Raw genomic sequence first — 19,542 nt, forward strand, 5'->3', positions numbered from 1 at the left:
GGCGGCCTGGACTTACGGCCGTTCTGTTCTCGACTTCACGACTGGGCGGAGCAGGTCGAGGACGTGGGTCCAGCTGTAGTGATCGCGGCCTCCACCTGCCTTGGGCTTGTGGGGTACGTAGTCGCCGATCAGGACGCCCATCGAACGTAGCCGGGCCAGACTCTCGTCGTACGCGGGGTGGGCCGCCTGGGCGGAGTTCACGTACGGCTGGACGGCGGTCGGGATGCCCAGTCCGTACGCCTCGCAGAGGATGCCGAGCGCGAGCGTGTCCGAGATACCGGCGGCCCATTTGTTGATGGTGTTGAACGTGGCGGGCGCGACCGCGATGGCGTCCGCCGGCGGCAGCGGCTGCGGCACGCTGGGCGTGCGCCAGGCCGAGCGGATCGGATAGCCGGTCTGGAGCTCGATGGCTTCCTGGTCGATGAAGCCGAGCGCGCTGGGAGTGGCCACCACGCCGACCTTCCAGCCCTCGGCGTGGGCGGCAGTGATGAGCGTGCCCACGTCGTCCGCGATGCCCGAGGCACAGACAACGACGTACAGGAACGGCTCGCGCTGATCGGTCAAACCTGGACTCCCAACTCCTGGCAGAAACGGCGAAGCTCCGGGATAGCGCCGCACCGGTCGCGGGCGGCCATATCACCGGCCAGCTCCAGCACCGCAGGGCGTCGGCGGACGTCCTGCGACGCACAGCTCTCCGCGATCCTCAGCGCTTTGTATCCCTCGGCCAGTCTGCCTTGCTGGCTGTAGGCCCGTGCAGCCTCCACCCAGAGCGCCGCCCGACGTTCGGGAACGGGGATGCGTCGGCGCATCAGGGGCTGAGCGGCTTCGAGTGCCGCACCCGCATCGCCAAGGATGACGGACGCGCTCACTGCATGCAGTGCGACGTTGGTCGGGCTGAAGTTCGCCCAGGCGTCCGGGGCGTCGAGCTCGACATAGCGCGCGACCTCCTGGGCCTCGGCGAGGAACTCTGCGGTCGTGGCGCGATCGCCCCCCGCGCTCGCGGCCGTCACTCCACGAAGAAGCATGAGGCCGAACGCTGCCAGGTAGGCGGGAGGCCGCCGGTCGTAGCTGCCGGCGAGCTGATCGGCGGTGTGGCGGATAAGGGTGATGGCCGGCTTGGTGTGCCGGTCTCGGGCGAGCACGTGGGCCTGCACACGGACGCTGGAGGCCATGACGACGGGATCGCCGCTCCGCTCGGCCTCCGCCATCGCCCGGCCCACAGCGAGCCAGGCGTTGCCCTGGTCGCCCAGCTTGAGGAGCAGGCTCACTGCGGTCTGGTAGGCCGTCGCGAGCAGTCCGGCCAGCGCCGGGTCGCCGCCATGGACAGCGTCCTGGGCCTGGCAAAGGTCGGCGATCAGCGACGGCAGGGCGTCTTCCAGCTCGGCGTACCGGCAGGTGTAGAAGAGCCTGCGGGCCTGGGAGAGTCGAGCGGTGAGCGCCGCCTGGGCCTGCGGCGGAGCGCTGACTGGAACCGGTCCCGGCAGGAGTGCCCGCACAAGCTCCATGCCCACCCGGGGAGGGGCTGCCGGCGCCGCGAGCGCGACGAAGCTCGCGGCCAGGAAGTTCCGACGGTGCATGTCGTCCGCCCTGCTGTCCGCACTGGTATGGGAGGACAGGCCGAGGCTCCCCAGCGGAATGTCGAGCACGGCTGCGACCGCCCGCAGAACGTCCATGTCCTGTGTCCCCGTGCCGCGCTCAAGCCGGCTGATCTTCGACTGGTGGTAGCCCAGTTCGGTGGCCACGTCCTCTTGCGTCCGGCCGCTCAACACTCGTGCGCGGCGGATCACTTCTCCGATCCCGGCCGCTGCGGAGTGTCCCTTGGACGTCGGCGACATGGCCTCTCCTGCCAATACTGATCCTGCCTGCTGGGCCGAGCGTAGCCGCACCAGGACACTCGGTATGCACGATCTGCATGGATCATGCGCACCCGACGTACTACCTAACCACTTGGCTCGGTCATGGAGTTGTCTTGGTGTCAGCAGCTCACCAACCCCTGGAGCTCGCGGTTCCCGACCCCCGCATGCCCGAGGCCATCCGTGGTCTCCGGCGAGAGCGGCTCTACCCAGTGGCAAAGGAGAAGCGCCAAATGGCCTTCCGCTCGGACGTGCAGAGAGACAACACCGCGAACAAGCGGGACGCCGTGGCCCTTCCCCTCGCATGCGACGGTGACCGATGACCGCACCCTCCCTCGCGCGGCGCATCGCCTTCAACGGAACCAAGCGGGACGACATCTCACTAGTACTGCAACCGCACCTGGAGGTTGTGGCCTCGGCGTTTGTAGTGGGAGCGGCGGGCTCGTGCCTGGCTGCGTCGTCGGAAGCGTGACCAGTGCAGATGGTGCTCGTTGGTGTGGTGTCGGGGCGTGACGACGATGTGCCCGATCAGCCGGCGGATCTCCGGGACGCTGAGGGGCATGAGGTCCTGCTCGTCGTCCGTGCCGCCCCTTTTGCGGCTTCTGCGGCGCGGACGGCGGTCAGGTAGGCCAGGGCGGCCATGGCCAGGGTGATGTGCCGATACCACGCCCGGTAGAGCCTGACCTGGTAGTGGTCCAGGCCGCACTCGCCCTTCGCGACCTGGAAGCACTCCTCCACCGCCCACCGTGCCGCGGCCACCTTGACCAGGTCTTTCAGTCGGGACGCGACCGGGCCGTAGCAGACGTAGTAGGCGATCTCGGTCGGGTCGCTGACGGATCGTCGGGCCAGGACCCAGTGCCCGAAGCCGTTCTCCCACCACGGGCGGATCGCGACGCGGGACCAGTCGTAGATCCGCTCACCATGGGCGCCCGCTCCGCCGGACAGACGCTTCCACGCCTGCCGGGGCAGGGCGGCGACCAACTGGTCCACCCGGGCGTCGGCGCCGGCCGCGGTGACCACGGTGTCGTTGACCTTGGTGGCCAGCACGTGTGCCACCCGCCGCTCCTCCAACCACGCCCGCAGGTGCCTGACCTGCCCGTATGCCTCGTCCGCGGTGACCCACGCGAACGGGACGCCGGCGTCGATCGCGCGTTGCAGCATCCACTTGAAGTGCTCGTTCTTGGTGGCGAACGGGACCTCGTCGTCGATCCCGGCTGCCCGGCAGCGTTCCCGGTCGTCCGTCCAGGACACCGGGAGGTAGAGCTCGCGGTCGATCAACGCCCGTCCCCTGGTGGAGGCGTAGGCCAGGAAGGTGCCGATCTGGGAGTTCTCGGTGCGGCCGGCGGTGCCGGTGTACTGGCGTTGGACGCCGGCGGACCTGGTGCCCTTCTTCAGGAAGCCGGTGTCGTCTCCGATCAGGACCGCGTCCTTGGCCCCGATGGTCTCCACGACGAAGTCGCGGATGTCGTCGCGGACCGCGTCCTCGTCCCAGTCGGAGTGGTTGAGCAGGCGCTGGACGCCGTCGGGGCGCAGTTGCCCGACCTGTTCGGCCAGTGTCCAGCCGTTTTTCTTCTCCAGTGGGGCGATGAGCCCCTCCAGGTAGTCCAGTGCCCGCGCGCGGGGCTCCGACCTGCCGAAACGACGGGCGAACCGGGCATGGAGCCCGGCTATCCCATCGGACCACGACTCGACCTGCTCAACCGTCAGCTCATAAGCACACAGCTACACCAACGACTCAGAGCCAAGATCGTCACGCACATGCGGTTGCAGTACTAGCCCGGCAAGCCGTCGTCGACATCGCCCGATCGTGGGGAATCACCGGGGACGGCCTGGACGACATCGCCGTGGTTGCCGGCGAGCTGCTTGCCAACGCGGTCATCCACGCCCCCGGACGGCTGCTGGCCGGCGTCTACCTCTCCCCGGACGGCGACCGAGTGGTGATCGAGGTCTACGACCCGTCGCGCAGGATGCCGACCGGGGCGGCGAACTTCGGCAACAGCGAACTGACATGCGGCCGAGGAATTCTGATGATCGAGAGCCTGTCGGAGAGCTGGGGTGCTGAGCCGACCACCCACGGGAAGAAGGTCTGGGCGGAGCTGGCCGTCCCCGCGGTCGTGGTACCCGATCCCCCTCGCGCGGAGCGCCGAGCCGCACTGGGTTCAGCCGCGCATGCTCCACCTGAACTCAGCTCTACGGAAGGATGGATGAATGAGCCACTGGGATTTCGTGAAGGACAGAACAGCCACCCAAGGCGCGGTGTGGAAGTCGGCAGACGGCCTGCTGTACAAGCGGACCGGCGGTAACGACCTGCGCGAGGAGACCGAGTTCCAGCGTCTCGCCATCGACCTCGGCTATCCGGTCCCGGAGATCGTCGACAGCGGGGCGGAGAACGGCAACTACTACGTTGTCGAGCGCTCCCTCGGCGGCGCCTCACTGCACGAGGAGGCCCTGGCCGACGCTCTGCGCGACGGGCAGGTCAGCTACCAGGTGATCAGCACGGCGGCAGCCGTCTCGTCCAAGCTCCTGCAAGCCGAGGCTGGGCACCCCCTGCCCGCCTCGTCCTGGTTCGAGAAGGCCGCCTTCGCCAAGGATGTCTTCGACGAGAACCCGGACTTCGACACCCCACAAGTCCACGACACGGTCAAGCGAGCCCTCGACCGAATGGCGCTACTACCCACTGTTCACGGGCACCTCGACTTCGGCCTTCCCAACGTCCTGGCAGCCGGCGTCATCGACTGGCAACACCACGGCCCCATCCCGCTCGGATACGACGTCTACCCCGCGCTCGACATCATCGCCTTCAAGGGCGGCGGCAAGGGCTACAGCATCAGCCCCGAACAGCGCGCCGCGTACATTGCCGCACTGGACGGCACCACCGCCTCCCTGATCGGACAGCGGGTGAGCGAGCACTTGGGCGACTTCCTACTCGTCAAGTGCTTCTTCTTTCTCGCCCTCATGCGGCCCACCGACCCAGCCCAGCACGACAAGCACATCAAGTGGCAGTACCGCCGTACCCTTTTCACGATGGGACTTCATCAGTATGAGTCGTCCAGCACGATCGACACCGGCACTTTCCCCACTCTGGAACGGTTCACCGCTGAGCACTGGTAGGCCACTTCCCTCTGTTCGGGACCGCGACTACCTGATGGACCATCACGGAGTCGTCTTCAAAATCATCGGCGACAGCCACCCCGGCAGCCACTACCTCGGCTACGTCAAGTACCACCCCGACGACAAGGGCGACCGACGACTGTTCGGCCAGACCTACCGGCAGAACAGCGTGGTGTCGAAGTCCTTCGGCATCCTGGCCGACAGGCCGGAGTGCTACGTCTACTCCGACACCCTCGGCTGTGTCATCACCGGCATCCCGCGCGACGACATCGCCGTCCACTACTCCTGCCGCCAGGCCCTGGTAACCATCCACGAGGAGCCGGGCCCTGTCGCCGACAACCCTGCAGGCAAGGACCTCCTGGCGATCACCGAGTGGGTCGCATCGAACTGCGCGCAAGGGCTCATCGGCGTCACCGGCTCCTTCCTTGTCGGCTGCTTCAACGAGCGTTCGGACATCGACCTCGTCTGCTACGGCCCGGAGGGCTACGAGGCCGCGCAGGAGCTGTTCAGGAAGGCCGAGTTGATCAGGCCGTACGACGGGGACGACCTGACCCGGTTGTACATCCGACGCGCGAAGTACATGGAAGGCAGCTCATTCGACGCCCTCATCAAGCAGGAGAGGCGCAAGCTCCAGGGGCTGACGGCGAACGCCGGCGCACACATCAACTGCGAGCCCATCCGCGCCGACCGCGACAAGACCTTCTCCCAGGTGACCTCCAAGGAGATCGGCGAGGTCTCCCTCCTGGCAAAGATCACCGACCACACCGAGGGCCTGACCACCCCTGCGGTCTACGGGATCAAGGTCAAGACCATCCTCAGCTCGACCATCGACGAGCCCGACTCCTTCGCCCGCAGGATCACCCACATGCGCTCGTACCTCGGTGCCTACACCGGCGCGTTCCGCACTGGGGACACCGTGCACTTGTCCGGCAAGCTCGTCCACACGCAGGACGGCGAGCGCAGCGGCTTCGGCATCGAACTCACCCCGTGGACCGTCAGTGGCTCCTACGTCGCCAACCTGGCCGGGTAGAGCCGCGCCATGACGTTGCTCATCGTCCGCCATGCCGAGTCCGTCGAGAACGCCGACAAGTACAACGGCTTCTACCAGGACCCGCGCCCCTACAGCGGGGCGGTGGCCCACAGCATCTCCCGCAGCATCGTCGGACTTACCCCGCGAGGCTTCCGGCAAGCGCAGTGGCTCGCGCAGGTGCTGCCGGACCTCGTCGGGCCCGAGCCGCACGTCTACACGTCGACCTATCGCAGGGCAATCGACACTGCCGTGATCGCCCTGCCTTGCCTCCCCGACGGGTGGCCCCGGCAGACCCCGCTCCTCGACGAACAGCACTATGGCGACGCCACCTACATGACCAAGCGCGAGCTGTTCGACACCTACCCCGAGCTGGCCGAGGACCGTCGACTGCGCAAGCACTTCTGGACCGCGCCTGGTGGCGGAGAGTCACTCGCCGAAGACGTCCGAAAGCGGGCTGTCGAGTTCACCGCGCTCGCGCAGACCGAGCTGCAATCACCTTGCACGATCGTCGCCTTCACCCACCAGACCGCAGCCCTGGCGCTCCGCTCCTTGCTCGAAGACCTCACGTTGCCCGAGATCCTCGCGGAGGACAGGAAGGGCAAGATGCCCAACTCCGCGATCCTCCACTACGAGCTGCGAGACGACCGGTTCGCCTGGACGGGAACGATCACCCCGCCGATTTAGGAGGAGCCCGTGTGTCATCTGTTCCTCAACGGGCCCGTCCAGAACGGGCCCTTCACCTTCGAGACCCGGCCCGGTAAGGCCGTCGGCATCCGCCTCGCCGCCGCCCTGAACGCAATCACAGGGGCACCACCCGTGCCCCACCTGTGGAACACCGTGACCCTTGCAGGAGACCTGCGGCACCGCCACGCGAGCGGCAGGCAGCTCCCCCGCGAGATGTTCGAGGCCGACCTCATAGCAGCCAAGTACCCACCTGGGCAGTCCCCAGCAGCCGGAATCATGACCGACGCCGAGATCGAGGTGGCGGAGCTCGCGTTGGAAATGATCGAGCACAACTTGCGCGCCGGCACCCTGATGATCAGCCGAGAGACCGTCCCTACCTGCCGGGCCTGCGGCCACATGACCGGCAGCAATAACCACCCCTGCAAGGCCTGTGGCAGCACCGACAGCGAGGACCGCACTGGACTGCACCTCGTTGCCGAGCTTGCGAAGGGCCGCCCTGTCCTCGACCGCTCGGATATCCACGCCAGTCATCGGCAGCGGCCCAAGCACTTGCAGAACACCGCCAGTAACGTCGCCCAGCGCCTGATCCTCTCCCGCACCCGCGACCACGGCATCGACCTCTCACCGCTCGGCCTCGCCGGCCTCGTCCTGGACCCGCGCGTCGGCATCCATGCCACCGTCCTCGCCGCAGCACGAAGGCACCACGCGGACACAGCCGTGATGACCATCACCCAAAACGCCGCCAACCACATCGCGGCCCACGGCCAGCACTTCCGTCAACACCTGGGCACACGGCTTCAATACGCCCTGCACGGCCAACTCCCCTACGATCAGTTGGGAAGCCTCCGGGCCGTTTATGAGACATACGGAGCCAGCGCCGACACGAGGACCGCGTTCGAGACCTGGTTCCTCCCGCTTGTCTCCCTGAATTGGAAGAGCGGGACACGGCCCGATCAGCTACCTGCTCTCTTCAAGCACTTCATGCGGGCGTGCATGGCCCAGCCCGCCGAACACAACGAAGCTGGCATGGAAGCGCTTCGGCTCGCGGTCGTGAGGGGTGACACGGACTGGATCGCGGTCAAGAGCAGCCTGGCGACGGTGATGGCGGCGGTCGGAATGGCAGGTGGCGCCGCTAACACCTGATCTCGATGGGCACCCGCTCCCGCACTTTGGGCCCTCGGACCTGATCACCGGGGCGTCGGGGACTCTGCTTGCGCAGGAAGTCGGCAGGGCCGACGTTCCGCGCCTCGGGGCCGCTGCTGAGCAGCTGGGGCGTCGGCCTTCGGCATCAGCACCGAGCTGCTGCAGGACACCACCCGAGGCGACAGCTTTCAGCTGGAGAAGCTGCTGCGGGCACGCTTCAACTTCCTACTGAGCCAGGCCCACTGAATTCCGTGGCTGCTCGGGGCGGGGGCTGGCGGCGCTGACAGGGGGACGCTGCCGGGGTGGTACTGGAAGAAGAGGCTCAGGTCCTCGCCGTTGGGGGCGAGCGAGTCGAGGGGGAGCAGGCGGTCTGCCTCGGCCGTGAAGCGTGGGTCCGCCCACTCTGGTGACACCTCGGCGATCGGGGTGCCGTCGGCGCGGCTCCAGCCGTGGAACATCACCCAGCGGGCACCGCGCATCTGCGGCAGGACTCCGACCACCTGGTCCACGAGATCGCCCAGAGTGGTCGCGCCGTCGAAGGCCGCGTCGTACTCGTGCGGCGCGTAGCAGTCGTCCCCCATGCACACGCTGTCCCGCGTCAGGATCACTCTCATGCCCGGCACGGTAGCCCGACCGCAGGATTATCGTCAACATGACGACAATTGCGACGGACGCCGGCCGTCACCGAGGTGGCGGCCGGCGTCTCAGAGCCCGCTGTCAGGTCAGCCCAGGGCGGCGATGGCGGGGACGAACTTCGAGGCGTCGACCGTGCCCCAGCCGGTGGCGAGGTCGTAGCCGGGGGTTGCCGGCCAGCCGGGGACGCCGTTGTAGGTGTTGGAGCCGCCCACCACGTCGGTCAGGCCGGTGCCCTTGGCGCCCGCCTGCTGGAGGGCGCCCAGCGCGTAGAGGCCGTAGTTGAGGTTGCCCAGGCGGTGGCCGGCGGTCTGGTCGGCCAGCGCCACCACGCCGGAGAAGATCGGCGTCGCCACGCTGGTGCCGCCCCACAGCTCCCAGCCCTGGTCGTTCGGGCCGAAGCTGTTGTACGTCCAGACGCCGGTCAGCGGGTCGCCGAGCATGCTGATGTCCGGCACGCCGCGGGTGTTGCCGACCACGCCTGCCACGCCGGTCTGGAAGAGCGGGCGGTTGAAGACCTTGGACTTGCCGCCGCCCGAGGCGCCGCTCATGGTGCTCGGGTCGTCCCAGACGGTGTCGGGGCTCAGCCGGTTGCCCTGCGCGTCCAGCTGGACGGTGGTCGCGCCGACGCCGGTGACCAGCGGGTCCGACGGCGGCCAGGAGGTCACCTGGTACGGGTAGAGCGTGGAGCCGTCCGACTCGGCGTCGGTCGAGCCGTTGTCGCCAGAGGCCGCCAGCACCGAAACACCGTGCACCGCAGCGTCCTTGAAGGCGTAGCGCAGGTTGAGCAGGCTGGAGTAGTCGCCCTGGTCGAAGCCGGGGAAGGTGTTCTCGGTGGCGCCGAAGCTCTGCGAGATCACGTCGCCGACGCCCTGCTTGATCAGGTTGTCCTCACCGGTCATCATCTCCGGGAAGCCGGTGGTGCCCTCGGTCTCCGAGACGCCGGTCTCCAGCAGCACGATGTTGGCGCCGGGCGCCATCGCGTGGGCCATGTCGACGTCGATCGTCGTCTCCTCGGCCCAGCCGGTCATGTCGCTGTTGGCCGGGTCGAAGGGCGGCACGGTTCCGGACTGGACGACCTTGACGGTGGTGCTCGGTATGCCGTACTGCGCGCTGTAGACGTCGAGGTCGTGCTGGATCGTCGGCGAGCCGAAGGAGTCGACGATCACGATGGTGCGGCCGGCACCGGTGATGCCCTTGTTGAAGAGCGGGTGCTCGTTGTACGCCTGCTCCAGCTGGGTGGCGCCGTAGCAGGAGGACTGGAGCTGCGCCTGGCAGTCGGCGAGGCTCAGCGGGCTGGGGTACTGGCCCTTGCTGAGCCGGTGGCCGATGGCCGCGGGCACCGGCTGCCCGGGGCGCGCCTGGTGCGCCGGCCCGGCGGCGGTGATCGTCAGCGCCGCACCGGCCGTTCCCGCCCCGGTGAGGGCGGTGGAGGCGGCAAGGGCGGTGATGGCGAGCGCCGACATGGTGCGGCGGCTGATGGTACGTCGCATGGGTGTCCCTGGGGGTGATGGTTGATCCCGTCGACGACGGCTGGGACACATGAGACTGCACCGCGGCCAACGGGTCATCATCTTGTAGGACTTATGGGGAAGTCTTTGCGGTGGCATGGCAAATCCCGTGCGGCGCAAGGGAGCTGGCCGCTATACCCGTGTTCCCGCTGTCGCAACCTCGCTCCGGTTCGCCAATCGCAACTGATGATCCATAAGATGCGGGCCGTGATCATCAAACGACGAACGGTGGCGAGGCTCTCCAGCCTGCTGACCGCCTTCGCGATAACCGGCGCCTCGCTGCTCAGCGGGTATCCGGCAGTCGCCGACGAACCCACCGGCGGCCCACCGGCCGCCGCCGCCAGCGAGGCCCCGAAGGTCGACATCATCCTGGACGACAGCGGGTCGATGCGGACCCCTGACATCGAGGGCCGCAGCCGGCTCTCGGTCGCCCAGCAGTCGCTGGACGAGGTGGTGGACGCCCTGCCCGACCAGACCGAGTTCGGCATCCGGGTGCTCGGCGCCACCTACCCGGGCAACGACAAGAGCAAGGGGTGCCTGGACACCCAGTCCCTCTACCCGGTCGGCAAGACCGACAAGGTCGAGGCGAAGACCGCCGTGGCTACCCTGCGGCCCACCGGCTGGACCCCGATCGGCCTGGCCCTGCGCGGCGCGGCCCAGGACCTCGGTCCCGGCCAGACCACCCGCCGGATCGTGCTGATCACCGACGGCGAGGACGACTGCGCGCCGCCGGACCCGTGCGACGTGGCCCGCGAGCTGGCCGCCCAGGGCATCCACCTGGTGATCGACACGCTCGGCCTGGCGCACGACGACAACGTCAAGAACCAGCTGCTGTGCATCGCCAACGCGACCGGCGGCACCTACACCGACGTGCGCACCCAGGCGCAGCTGAGCAAGAAGCTGCAGCAGATCGTCGGTCAGGCCGACAACACCTACCGCCAGACGCCGGCCGCCGCGACCGGCACCGACACCTGCGGAGGCGCCCCGCTGCTGGCGCCCGGCGTCTACAGCGACCGGGAGAAGTTCTCCGAGCACCGCTACTACCGGGTCCCGGTGCAGCCGGGCCAGGAGCTGCGCGCCTCGGTCAGCGTCTCGCTGGACCGGGCGGTGGCCCGCGACTACGGAGTGCTGCTGCAGGCCACCGACGCGAGCGGCCAGGAGCTGGTGCGCGGCTCGGACGCCGGCAGCGGCCGGACCGACGTGATCTCCACCGGCCTGCGCTGGGCGGCCACCACCGCCGCCACCGCGGTGCCCACCGCGGTGCCCACCACCGGCTCCACCGGCGGAAATGACGTCTGCCTGGTCGTCAGCAACTCGCTCGCCCCGCAGGCGGGCGTGGCCACCGACCCCGGCCTGCCGCTGGAGTTGACCGTCGGCCTCACCGCGGACTCGCCCGCGCCGCAGGGCCCGGTGCTCGGCCTCGGCCGCGGCTGGACGCTGCTGCTGGTGCTGACCGGCGCCGGCCTGCTCTGCGGGTTGCTCTTCGGCTGGCTGGCACGCTGGCGGGTCGCTGTCTGGCGGGAGAACTGACGATGCGTACCACGATGCGTACCACCACCTGGACCACCCTGCTGACGGGCGGCCTGCTGGCCCTCGCCCCGGCCGCCCCGGCCCTGGCGGACACCCCTTCTCCCACCCCCACCCCGTCCGCGAGCGCTGGAGCCAGCACCCCGGCGGCCACCGCCGGCAGCTCGTTCCTGACCGCGACCTCGCTGCTCCCCGGCCAGGACGCCTCGGTCGACGTCTCCACCGGCGACTACCTGTACTGGGCCTTCGCCGCCTCCGAGGGCCAGACCCCGAGCGTCACAGTGACGGTCACCCTGCCGGCCGCCGCCGACCGGCACGGGCCGCAGACCTGGACGGCGGAGGTCTTCGACGGCCTGCGCCGCCGCCAGGCCTGCACCGCGGGCACCCAGAACGCCATCGCGGCGCCCACCACGGCCACCGTGACGGCCAGTTGCACGCTGCGTCAGATCCGCTCGTGGGCCGAACCGTGGTCCGGCGACCCGCTGCCGGGCACGTACTACGTCAAGGTCTCGCTGACCGACGCGCCGGCCCAGGACCTCGGTCTGTCAGCCCACGCCCAGCTGCACATCACCAGCACCGGCAGCGCGGACGACGCGCAGCCCGAGGGCGGCGCGCTGAAGGCCGCCCTGGTGCCACCGGTGAACGCCGGCGCCACCCTGGCGCCGGACGCGACGGCGGCGCCGACCGCCGTCCCGAGCCCGACCGCGGCGGGGCAGCTGTCGGCCGCCGCGCCGGTGGCCGCCGTCTCGCACTGGTACTCCGGCTGGTTCTCGCGGTGGAACACCCGCTGGGGCTGGACCCTGGCCGGCGGGGCGCTGGCCGCCCTGGCCGGGGTGGCGGGCTACAGCATCACCCGCCACCCGCGCCGTTTGCGCCGTCCGGGGGTGTGACCGGTGGTGCGGCGGCGGGCCCGGGCCCGCCGCCGCACCACCCTGCGGGAGCGGGATCCCGTGCGAAAATGGCTGGGCGGGGCGGGGCGGTCACCTCCGAGCGGGGTCCTGGGATGCAGGCAGATCGGCCGAAGGATGGCGCGAGCGCTCGTCGCCCTGCGACGGACGCCGATCCCGGGCGCCCCTGGACGGACCCGGACCAGCTGCCGACGGACGCCGACCAGCTGCCGGGCCAGCTGCCGACGGTCGCGGAGCAGTTGGACAACAGTCTGATCGTGCCCATCGGCACGGCCCTGGTCGAGGCCAACGGGCGGATCCTGCACTGGAGCGCCGAGGCCGAGGAGCTGCTCGGCTACACCGCGCAGGAGGCCGTCGGCTCGTCGGCCGCCCAGCTGCTGGTCGCCGAGAGTCGCCGTCCGCAGGTGCTCGCGCTGTTCGAGCAGATCCTGCACGGGCGCCCCTGGTCGGGGGTCTTCCCGGTGCGCCACCGCGACGGGCACCATGTGCTGCTGGCCTTCCGCACCCATCTGGTGAGCGGCCTGGACGGGCGCCCGCTGGTGCTGGCGGTGGTCTCGGACGTCAGCGCGGTGCGCCGCCTCCAGTCGGACCTGGCGCTGCTGAACAGCTTCTTCACGCAGTCCCCGATCGGCATGGCGGTCTACGACCCCCAGCTGCGCTTCGTACGGCTCAACGAGGCGCTGGCCGAGGTCAACGGGATCCCGGTCGCCGACCACCTGGGCCGCCGGGTGACCGAGGTCCTGCCGGGGATCAACGGCGCCGAGGTCGAGGACGTGATGCGGCACGTGCTGGAGACCGGCGAGCCGGTGATCGACGCCCGCTCGCACGGCCGTACGCCCGGTGACCTGACCCGGGACCACGCGTGGTCGGCCTCGTACTTCCGGCTGGAGGAGCCGCCGGGGCAGGTGCTCGGCGTCAGCTCGACCATCGTGGACGTCACCCAGCGCTTTCTGGCCGAGGAGCGCGCGGCCAGGGCGACCGAGCGCCTCGCCCTGCTGGTGGACGTGACGGCCGCCATCGGCACCACGCTGGACCTGCGGCGCACCGCGCGGGAGCTGGCCGACGCGATGGTCCCGCGGGTGGCGGACGTCAGCGGGGTCTTCGTGCTTGAGCGGCTGGTCAGCGGCGAGCAGGCGGGCCCGGGCGACCGGGTGCGCCGGCTGGCGGTGGCCACCACCGACTCCACCTACCCGCTGGCGGACCTGCCGCCCGACGCGGTCTACGAGATCCCGCCCGACTCGCCGTACGCCCGGGCGATGAGCAGCGGGCAGACCGTCGTGGTGCCCTCCTGGGAGCTGCCGCCGCTCACCGACGAGGCACACGTCGAGCGCATGCGGGCCTATCTGCGCAACCGCTCACGCTCGGTGCACGTCACCCCGCTGGTGGCCCGCGGCGTGGTGCTCGGCATGGTGGTCTACTCGCGTCGCGGCGACCGGGAGTCACTGGCCGTGGAGGACGTCACGCTCGGTGCGGAGCTGGCCACCCGGGCCGCCGTCGCGATCGACAACGCCCGGCTCTACACCCTGGAGCGGGACGCCGCCAAGGCCCGCCAGCAGGCGCTGGACGAGGCGCACGCCGCCCAGCAGCGGCTGGCGCTGCTGGCCGAGGCGAGCACCCGGATCGGCGCCACGCTGGACCTGCGGCGCACCGCCGAGGAGCTGGTGGAGGTGGTCATCCCCCGTTTGGCCGACTTCGTCACGGTCGACCTGATGGAGTCCGTGCTCGCGGGTGAGGAGACCGCGCCGGTGCCGCCCTCCGGGTCGGTCACGATGCGCGCAGTGGCGGTCGGCGAGTACAGCCCCGGGGGCCTGCTGACCGGCGCCGCCGACCCGGTCGGCGGGCTGTCGCAGTCGGCCCGGCTGTACGCGGAGAGCCTGCGCAGCGGCCGATCGATCCTGGTCGCGCAGGTGAACGAGGAGAACCTGGCGCGGATCGTCGCCTCCCCGGACCGGGTGCAGCCGGCGCTGGAGTCGGGCCTGCACTCGTACCTGATGGTGCCGCTGCTGGCCCGCGGCGCGGTGCTGGGCGGCGCGGAGTTCATGCGGCTGCGCAACAACCCGCAGCCGTTCGGCCCCTCGGATGTGGCGCTGGCCGAGGAGTTGGCCGCGCGGGCCGCGGTCTGCATCGACAACGCGCGCCTCTACCGGCGCGAGCGCGACACCGCGCTGACCCTGCAGCGCAGCCTGCTGCCGCAGGAGGTGCACCCCACGCTCGGCCTGGACATCGCCTACCGCTACCTGCCCAGCAGCGAGTTGAGCGAGGTGGGCGGGGACTGGTTCGATGTCATACCGCTCTCCTGCGGGCGGGTCGCACTGGTGGTCGGCGACGTCACCGGGCACGGTCTGCGGGCCGCCGCGACGATGGGCCAACTGCGCACGGTGGCACAGACGTTGATCACCCTGGACATGGACCCGGCGCGGGTCATGCGGCGGCTGGACGAGGCCGCGGCGGCGGTCGGCGAGGGCCAGTTCGCGACCTGCGTGTGCGTGGTCTTCGACCCGGTCGACCGGGTCTGCACGGCCTGCTGCGCGGGCCATCTACCGCCGGTGGTGAGCGGGCCGAAGGGGACCTTCCGGGTGCTCGACCTGCCCACCGGCGCGCCGCTCGGGGTCGGCGGAGTCCCGTTCGAAACCGTCGAGTTCACCCTCCCCGAGCACGGCCTGCTGGTGCTCTACACCGACGGCCTGGTGGAGCGCCGGGACCGCGATCTGGACGTCGGCATGGAGGTGCTGCGGCGCACGGTGGCCGAGCAGCACGGCAGCCTGGAGGAAAGCTGCGACGCGGTGCTGTCGACCCTGGTGACCGGGACCAGGGAGGACGACATCGCGGTGATCATGGCGCAGGCCCGTCCGATCGGCGCCGACCGGCTGGCGACCCTGTCGCTCACCGGCGACCGCAAGATGGTCGGCCACGCCCGGCGGTTCACCCGCCGCACGCTGGCCTCCTGGGGCCTGTCCGCGCTGATCGACCACACCGAGCTGCTGACCAGTGAGCTGATCACCAACGCCCTGGTGCACGCCGGCGCGCCCACCCAGCTGCGGCTCTTCCGCAACCGGGTGCTGACCGTGGAGGTGGCCGACGCGGACGGCCACGCGCCGCGGATGCGCCGGGCACTGGAGGACGACGAGGGGGGCCGCGGGATGCACCTGGTCAACGAGTTGGCGCACCGCTGGGGCAGCCGCGGCACCCGGCACGGCAAGGTGGTCTGGTTCGAGCTGGAGCTCCCGGCCGGCTCGGACTGACACCCGCCGATCGTGCTGATGCGGTGGAGGCCCAGGCCCCGGGGGCGCCTGCGGCCCAAGCCTCCCGACGCACGTCAGACCCCCCGCAGGTGACCTTGGCGACCTGTCGACAATCCATCACAGGTGTGAACGTGGCGTGTCGGCTTGATCAAATTGAAACACTGCCCGTGGGGGCATCGCACCCCTTCTGACCTGCACCTGACCGTTTATCGGACGGGAACGGGCGTCAAGCGGCCGATCTTTGCCCTCTTTACCCCCTTGTCAGCTTGCTGTACATGCGCTGGAATGCGTGAGCTTGTCGGGACGGGCGTTCCAGGAGCACACACGCTTCCGACCCCGGATGCGTGCTCTGGAGCAGGCCCCCTGACGTCTTATCAGACGAAGGGATGTTCATGATCGGCTGGCGTAAAGCTCAGCTAGCAGCCGTCACTCTCACCGCAGCCTCCGTGGTCCTCGCCATCGGGACCAGCGCGAACGGCGCTCCGCTGCCCACCCTTCCGAGCGCTCAGACGCTCTCGGAGAGTGGCGCACCGGCAGGTGTGATCGTGATTATGAAGGACCAGCTCACCAGCACCCCGGCCGACGCCGGCCACCTCGGTGCGCGCAAGCAGGCCGCCAAGTCCGCGCAGGCCCCCCTGCTCGCACAGGTGAAGGCCAACGGCGGCACCGACATCAAGAGCTTCGTGGTCGGGAACGCGTTCTCCGCCACGGTCAGCCCGGCGCTGCGCGCCGCGCTGGCGGCCAACCCCGCGGTCGCCTCCGTGGTCGCGGACCAGACGGTCACCGTCACCCCGCCGACCGCCGCCACCACGACCGCTGACGGCAAGGCGGCCGCCGCCAAGGCCGCGCCCGCCGCGCCCGCCGCCAAGGCGGACGTCGCGCCGAGCGCCGAGAACGCGACGAACACGGTCTGCCCGACCGACCCGTCGAAGCCGCTGCTGGAGCCGGAGGCGCTGTACTCCACCCACGTGGCGAGCACCGCCGGCGCCCCCGGCGCCGACCAGATCGCCGACGGCACGGGCGTCAAGGTCGCCTACATCGCCGACGGACTGGACGTCAACAACCCGGACTTCAAGCGGGCCGACGGCACCAGCGCCATCGTCGACCACCAGGACTTCTCGGGCGACGGCTGGGACGCACCCAGCGGCGCGGCCGAGGCCTTCGGTGACGCCTCCGCGATGATCGCGCAGGGCCGGCAGGTGTACGACGTCTCGAAGTTCGTCAACGCCAGCCACCCGCTCCCGGCGGGCTGCAACATCCGCGTCCAGGGCATCGCGCCCGGCGCCTCGCTGGTGGCCCTCAAGGCCGGCGGCGACCTGTTCCCGAACTCGGCGATCCTGCAGTCCATCGACTACGCCGTCTCGGTGGCCCATGTCGACGTGCTCAACGAGTCGTTCGGCAGCAACATCGTTCCGGACAGCGGCGCGCACGACACCATCTCGCTCTTCAACGACATGGCGGTCAAGGCCGGCGTCACGGTGACGGTCTCCAGCGGTGACGCCGGTGTCAACGGCACCATCGGCACCCCGTCGACCGACCCGCTGGTGATCTCCGCCGGTGCGTCGACCGACAACGAGAACTACCAGCAGACCGGTTACGGCGCCGCGCAGTTCTCCAACGGCACCTGGGCCAACAACCGGATCTCCGCGCTCTCCTCCGGCGGCATCACGCAGGCCGGCAAGACCGTGGACCTGGTCGCGCCGGGTGAGTCGGACTGGGCGCTCTGCTCGCCCGACACCACCAAGTACACCGAGTGCACCAACTACAACGGTGGCCCGGCCTCGATCCAGCCCTTCGGCGGGACCAGCCAGGCCGCCCCGATGACCGCCGGCGCTGCCGCCGTCGTCATCGAGGCCTACCGCAACGGCCACCACGGCGCCTCGCCGACCCCCGCGGTCGTCAAGGCCCTGCTCACCGGCACCGCCCAGGACCTCGGCCTGCCGGCCCAGGAGCAGGGCGCGGGTCTGCTGAACGTCCGGGCCGCGGCCGAGGCCGCCTCCGGCTACCAGGCGGGCACCAACGCCAACCTGAGCTCGACCGTCGCCGTCACCTCCGGCCAGGTCGACATCACCGGCCAGCCCGGCTCGACCCACACCGCGAACGTCACGGTGGTGAACACCGGCAGCAAGCAGGCGACCGTCAGCGGCGCGACCCGCACGTTCGTCCCGCAGTCGGACGCGACGCAGACGGTGGCGCTCAACTCGTCCACCGACCCGCAGTTCAGCTACGCCACCAACGGCGCCCCCTGGGTCTCGCACAAGGTGACGTTCAACGTCCCGGCCGGCGCCGACCGACTGGCCGCGTCAATAGCGTGGCCCGGTGCGGCGCAGCAGAACGGCGCCAACACGGTCACCCCGGTGGTCCGCCTGACGCTGCTCGACCCGTCCGGCCGCTACGAGACCAACACCCGTCCGCAGGGCGGCGCCGTGTCGCCGAACTTCGGCCTGGTCGACGTCCCGAGCCCGGCCGCGGGCACCTGGACCGGGATCCTCTACACCCCGGCCGGCACCGCGGGCTTCACCGGCAACGTCCAGCTGGACACCGCCACCCAGCGCGCGGTCCCCGCGGGCAACGTCAGCCCGCAGGTCACCACGCTGAACCCGGGCCAGAGCAAGACCCTCAAGGTCCAGCTCACCACCCCGGCCACCGGCGGTGACGCCGCCCAGTCGATCACCGTGTCGAGCTCGAACGGCTACACCACCAGCGTCCCGGTCATCCTGCGCAGCCTGGTTCCCGTCTCCAACAACTCGGGCACCTTCAGCGGCACGATCACCGGTGGCAACGGCCGCGCCTCGTCGCCCGCGCAGAGCTTCACCTACGCGTTCGACGTGCCGAAGGGCAAGAAGGACATCCAGGTCGGCCTGACCCTCGGCCAGGACCCGAACCTGCTCCTGCAGGGCACCCTGGTCACGCCCAACGGCACCCCGGCCGACATCGAGAGCAACGGCGTGATCAACGCCCAGGGCACCGTCACCAGCACGGGCCTGGGCGTCTCGACCACCACGGTCAACCCGGCCGCCGGCCGCTGGCGCTTCGTCGTGGTCGTGCTCAACCCGGTCAGCGGCTCCGAGCTCAGCCAGACCTACACCGGCAAGATCGGCTTCGACCAGGACGCGGCCACCGCGGCCGGCCTGCCGAACAGCGCCGGCACCAAGCTGAAGGCCGGTCAGCCGGTCTCGGTCAACGTGCAGTACACCAACAACACCGGTGCCACCCAGCAGCTGGGCGCGGAGGGCCGACTGAACAACCTGGTCGACCTCCCGCTCGTCCCGCAGGGTGTCTCGGGCACGGTGGCCCTGCCGCTGACCCCGACCTCCGCCGTCCCCAGCTTCATGGTCCCCCCGGGCACCACCAAGCTGACCGGCGTGGCCGCCTCGTCCACCACCGCCCAGCTGGAGCTCTCCGGAACGGCCGGCTCGCCGGACCTCTTCGGTGACCTCAAGAAGGCCCAGGACGGCTCGACCATCTCGGTCGTCACGGACAACGGCAGCGCCTCCCAGCCGATCATCAACGGCCTCTGGGGCACCTACGTCCAGCAGATCGGCCCGTTCTCCGACGCCGGAGCCCCGGCCGGTACGTCGACGATCACCGCGACCGCCCACACCCTGGCGTTCGACCCGGCGCTCACCTCCAACGCCGGCGACCCGTTCGCCGTCGCGGTGAACGCCACCGCCGCGCAGCCGACCCCGGTGGTCGTCGCGCCCGGCGCGACCGGCAGCCTGCAGGTCACCATCACGCCGACCGGCGCCAAGGGCAGCACCGTTCACGGTGTGCTGTACGTGGTCTCCGGCCCGGCCGGGGTGGCGACCTCGAACAGCTTCCTCGGGACCACGGGCTCGGTTCTCGCCCAGATCCCGTACAGCTACACGGTCAACTAGTTCCACCTGGCAGTACCAGCTC

14 protein-coding genes are annotated in these 19,542 nt (G+C 70.1%); 8 read left to right on the forward strand and 6 right to left on the reverse strand.

The features are described 5' to 3' along the window. Nucleotides 1–12: 12 nt before the first annotated feature. From P3T34_RS09305 to P3T34_RS09320, 4 genes are all read right to left on the reverse strand, one after another. Nucleotides 13–564, reverse strand: coding sequence for a flavoprotein (locus P3T34_RS09305; RefSeq protein WP_280665532.1), 552 nt, complete (start codon nucleotides 562–564; stop codon nucleotides 13–15). Next, nucleotides 561–1,835, reverse strand: coding sequence for a helix-turn-helix transcriptional regulator (locus tag P3T34_RS09310; RefSeq protein WP_280665533.1), 1,275 nt, complete (start codon nucleotides 1,833–1,835; stop codon nucleotides 561–563). The genes P3T34_RS09305 and P3T34_RS09310 overlap by 4 nt, the downstream gene beginning before the upstream one ends. 400 nt (nucleotides 1,836–2,235) lie before the next feature. Next, nucleotides 2,236–2,415, reverse strand: a complete 180-nt coding sequence (locus P3T34_RS09315) for a hypothetical protein (protein ID WP_280665534.1) — start codon at nucleotides 2,413–2,415, stop codon at nucleotides 2,236–2,238. Further along, complete coding sequence (locus P3T34_RS09320; RefSeq protein ID WP_280671921.1) at nucleotides 2,382–3,524, reverse strand: IS701 family transposase; 1,143 nt, start codon at nucleotides 3,522–3,524, stop codon at nucleotides 2,382–2,384. The genes P3T34_RS09315 and P3T34_RS09320 overlap by 34 nt, the downstream gene beginning before the upstream one ends. A 537-nt stretch (nucleotides 3,525–4,061) precedes the next feature. Between P3T34_RS09320 and P3T34_RS09325 the strand changes: the two genes are divergently transcribed. From P3T34_RS09325 to P3T34_RS09340, 4 genes are read left to right on the forward strand one after another with little or no spacing between them, the layout of a single operon-like run. Further along, nucleotides 4,062–4,964: a phosphotransferase gene (locus P3T34_RS09325; protein WP_280665535.1), complete on the forward strand. Its 903-nt coding sequence runs from the start codon at nucleotides 4,062–4,064 to the stop codon at nucleotides 4,962–4,964. 34 nt (nucleotides 4,965–4,998) lie between these two features. Then, on the forward strand, nucleotides 4,999–5,994 hold the full coding sequence (locus P3T34_RS09330) for a nucleotidyltransferase domain-containing protein (protein ID WP_280665536.1): 996 nt from the start codon (nucleotides 4,999–5,001) through the stop codon (nucleotides 5,992–5,994). Nucleotides 5,995–6,003: 9 nt separating this feature from the next. Then, nucleotides 6,004–6,678, forward strand: a complete 675-nt coding sequence (locus P3T34_RS09335; RefSeq protein WP_280665537.1) for a phosphoglycerate mutase family protein — start codon at nucleotides 6,004–6,006, stop codon at nucleotides 6,676–6,678. Nucleotides 6,679–6,687: 9 nt separating this feature from the next. Continuing rightward, nucleotides 6,688–7,821 carry a hypothetical protein gene (locus P3T34_RS09340; protein WP_280665538.1) on the forward strand — a complete coding sequence of 378 codons (1,134 nt, stop codon included), beginning with the start codon at nucleotides 6,688–6,690 and terminating at the stop codon, nucleotides 7,819–7,821. Nucleotides 7,822–8,009: 188 nt separating this feature from the next. Here the strand turns inward: P3T34_RS09340 and P3T34_RS09345 are convergent, their stop codons facing one another. Continuing rightward, complete coding sequence (locus P3T34_RS09345) at nucleotides 8,010–8,435, reverse strand: hypothetical protein (protein WP_280665539.1); 426 nt, start codon at nucleotides 8,433–8,435, stop codon at nucleotides 8,010–8,012. A gap of 108 nt (nucleotides 8,436–8,543) precedes the next feature. Continuing rightward, on the reverse strand, nucleotides 8,544–9,947 hold the full coding sequence (locus tag P3T34_RS09350; protein WP_280665540.1) for a S53 family peptidase: 1,404 nt from the start codon (nucleotides 9,945–9,947) through the stop codon (nucleotides 8,544–8,546). Between the two features lie 216 nt (nucleotides 9,948–10,163). Between P3T34_RS09350 and P3T34_RS09355 the strand changes: the two genes are divergently transcribed. From P3T34_RS09355 to P3T34_RS09370, 4 genes are all read left to right on the forward strand, one after another. Next, complete coding sequence (locus P3T34_RS09355; RefSeq protein WP_348534645.1) at nucleotides 10,164–11,495, forward strand: VWA domain-containing protein; 1,332 nt, start codon at nucleotides 10,164–10,166, stop codon at nucleotides 11,493–11,495. A gap of 2 nt (nucleotides 11,496–11,497) precedes the next feature. Then, nucleotides 11,498–12,382, forward strand: a complete 885-nt coding sequence (locus P3T34_RS09360; protein ID WP_280665542.1) for a peptidase — start codon at nucleotides 11,498–11,500, stop codon at nucleotides 12,380–12,382. 113 nt (nucleotides 12,383–12,495) lie between these two features. After that, on the forward strand, nucleotides 12,496–15,642 hold the full coding sequence (locus tag P3T34_RS09365; protein WP_280665543.1) for a SpoIIE family protein phosphatase: 3,147 nt from the start codon (nucleotides 12,496–12,498) through the stop codon (nucleotides 15,640–15,642). Between the two features lie 551 nt (nucleotides 15,643–16,193). Continuing rightward, a complete protein-coding gene (locus P3T34_RS09370; protein WP_280665544.1) occupies nucleotides 16,194–19,520 on the forward strand; it encodes a S8 family serine peptidase in 3,327 nt (1,108 codons plus the stop codon). The last annotated feature ends 22 nt before the right edge of the window (nucleotides 19,521–19,542 follow it).

The organism is Kitasatospora sp. MAP12-44, assembly GCF_029892095.1.
Lineage (GTDB): Bacteria > Actinomycetota > Actinomycetes > Streptomycetales > Streptomycetaceae > Kitasatospora.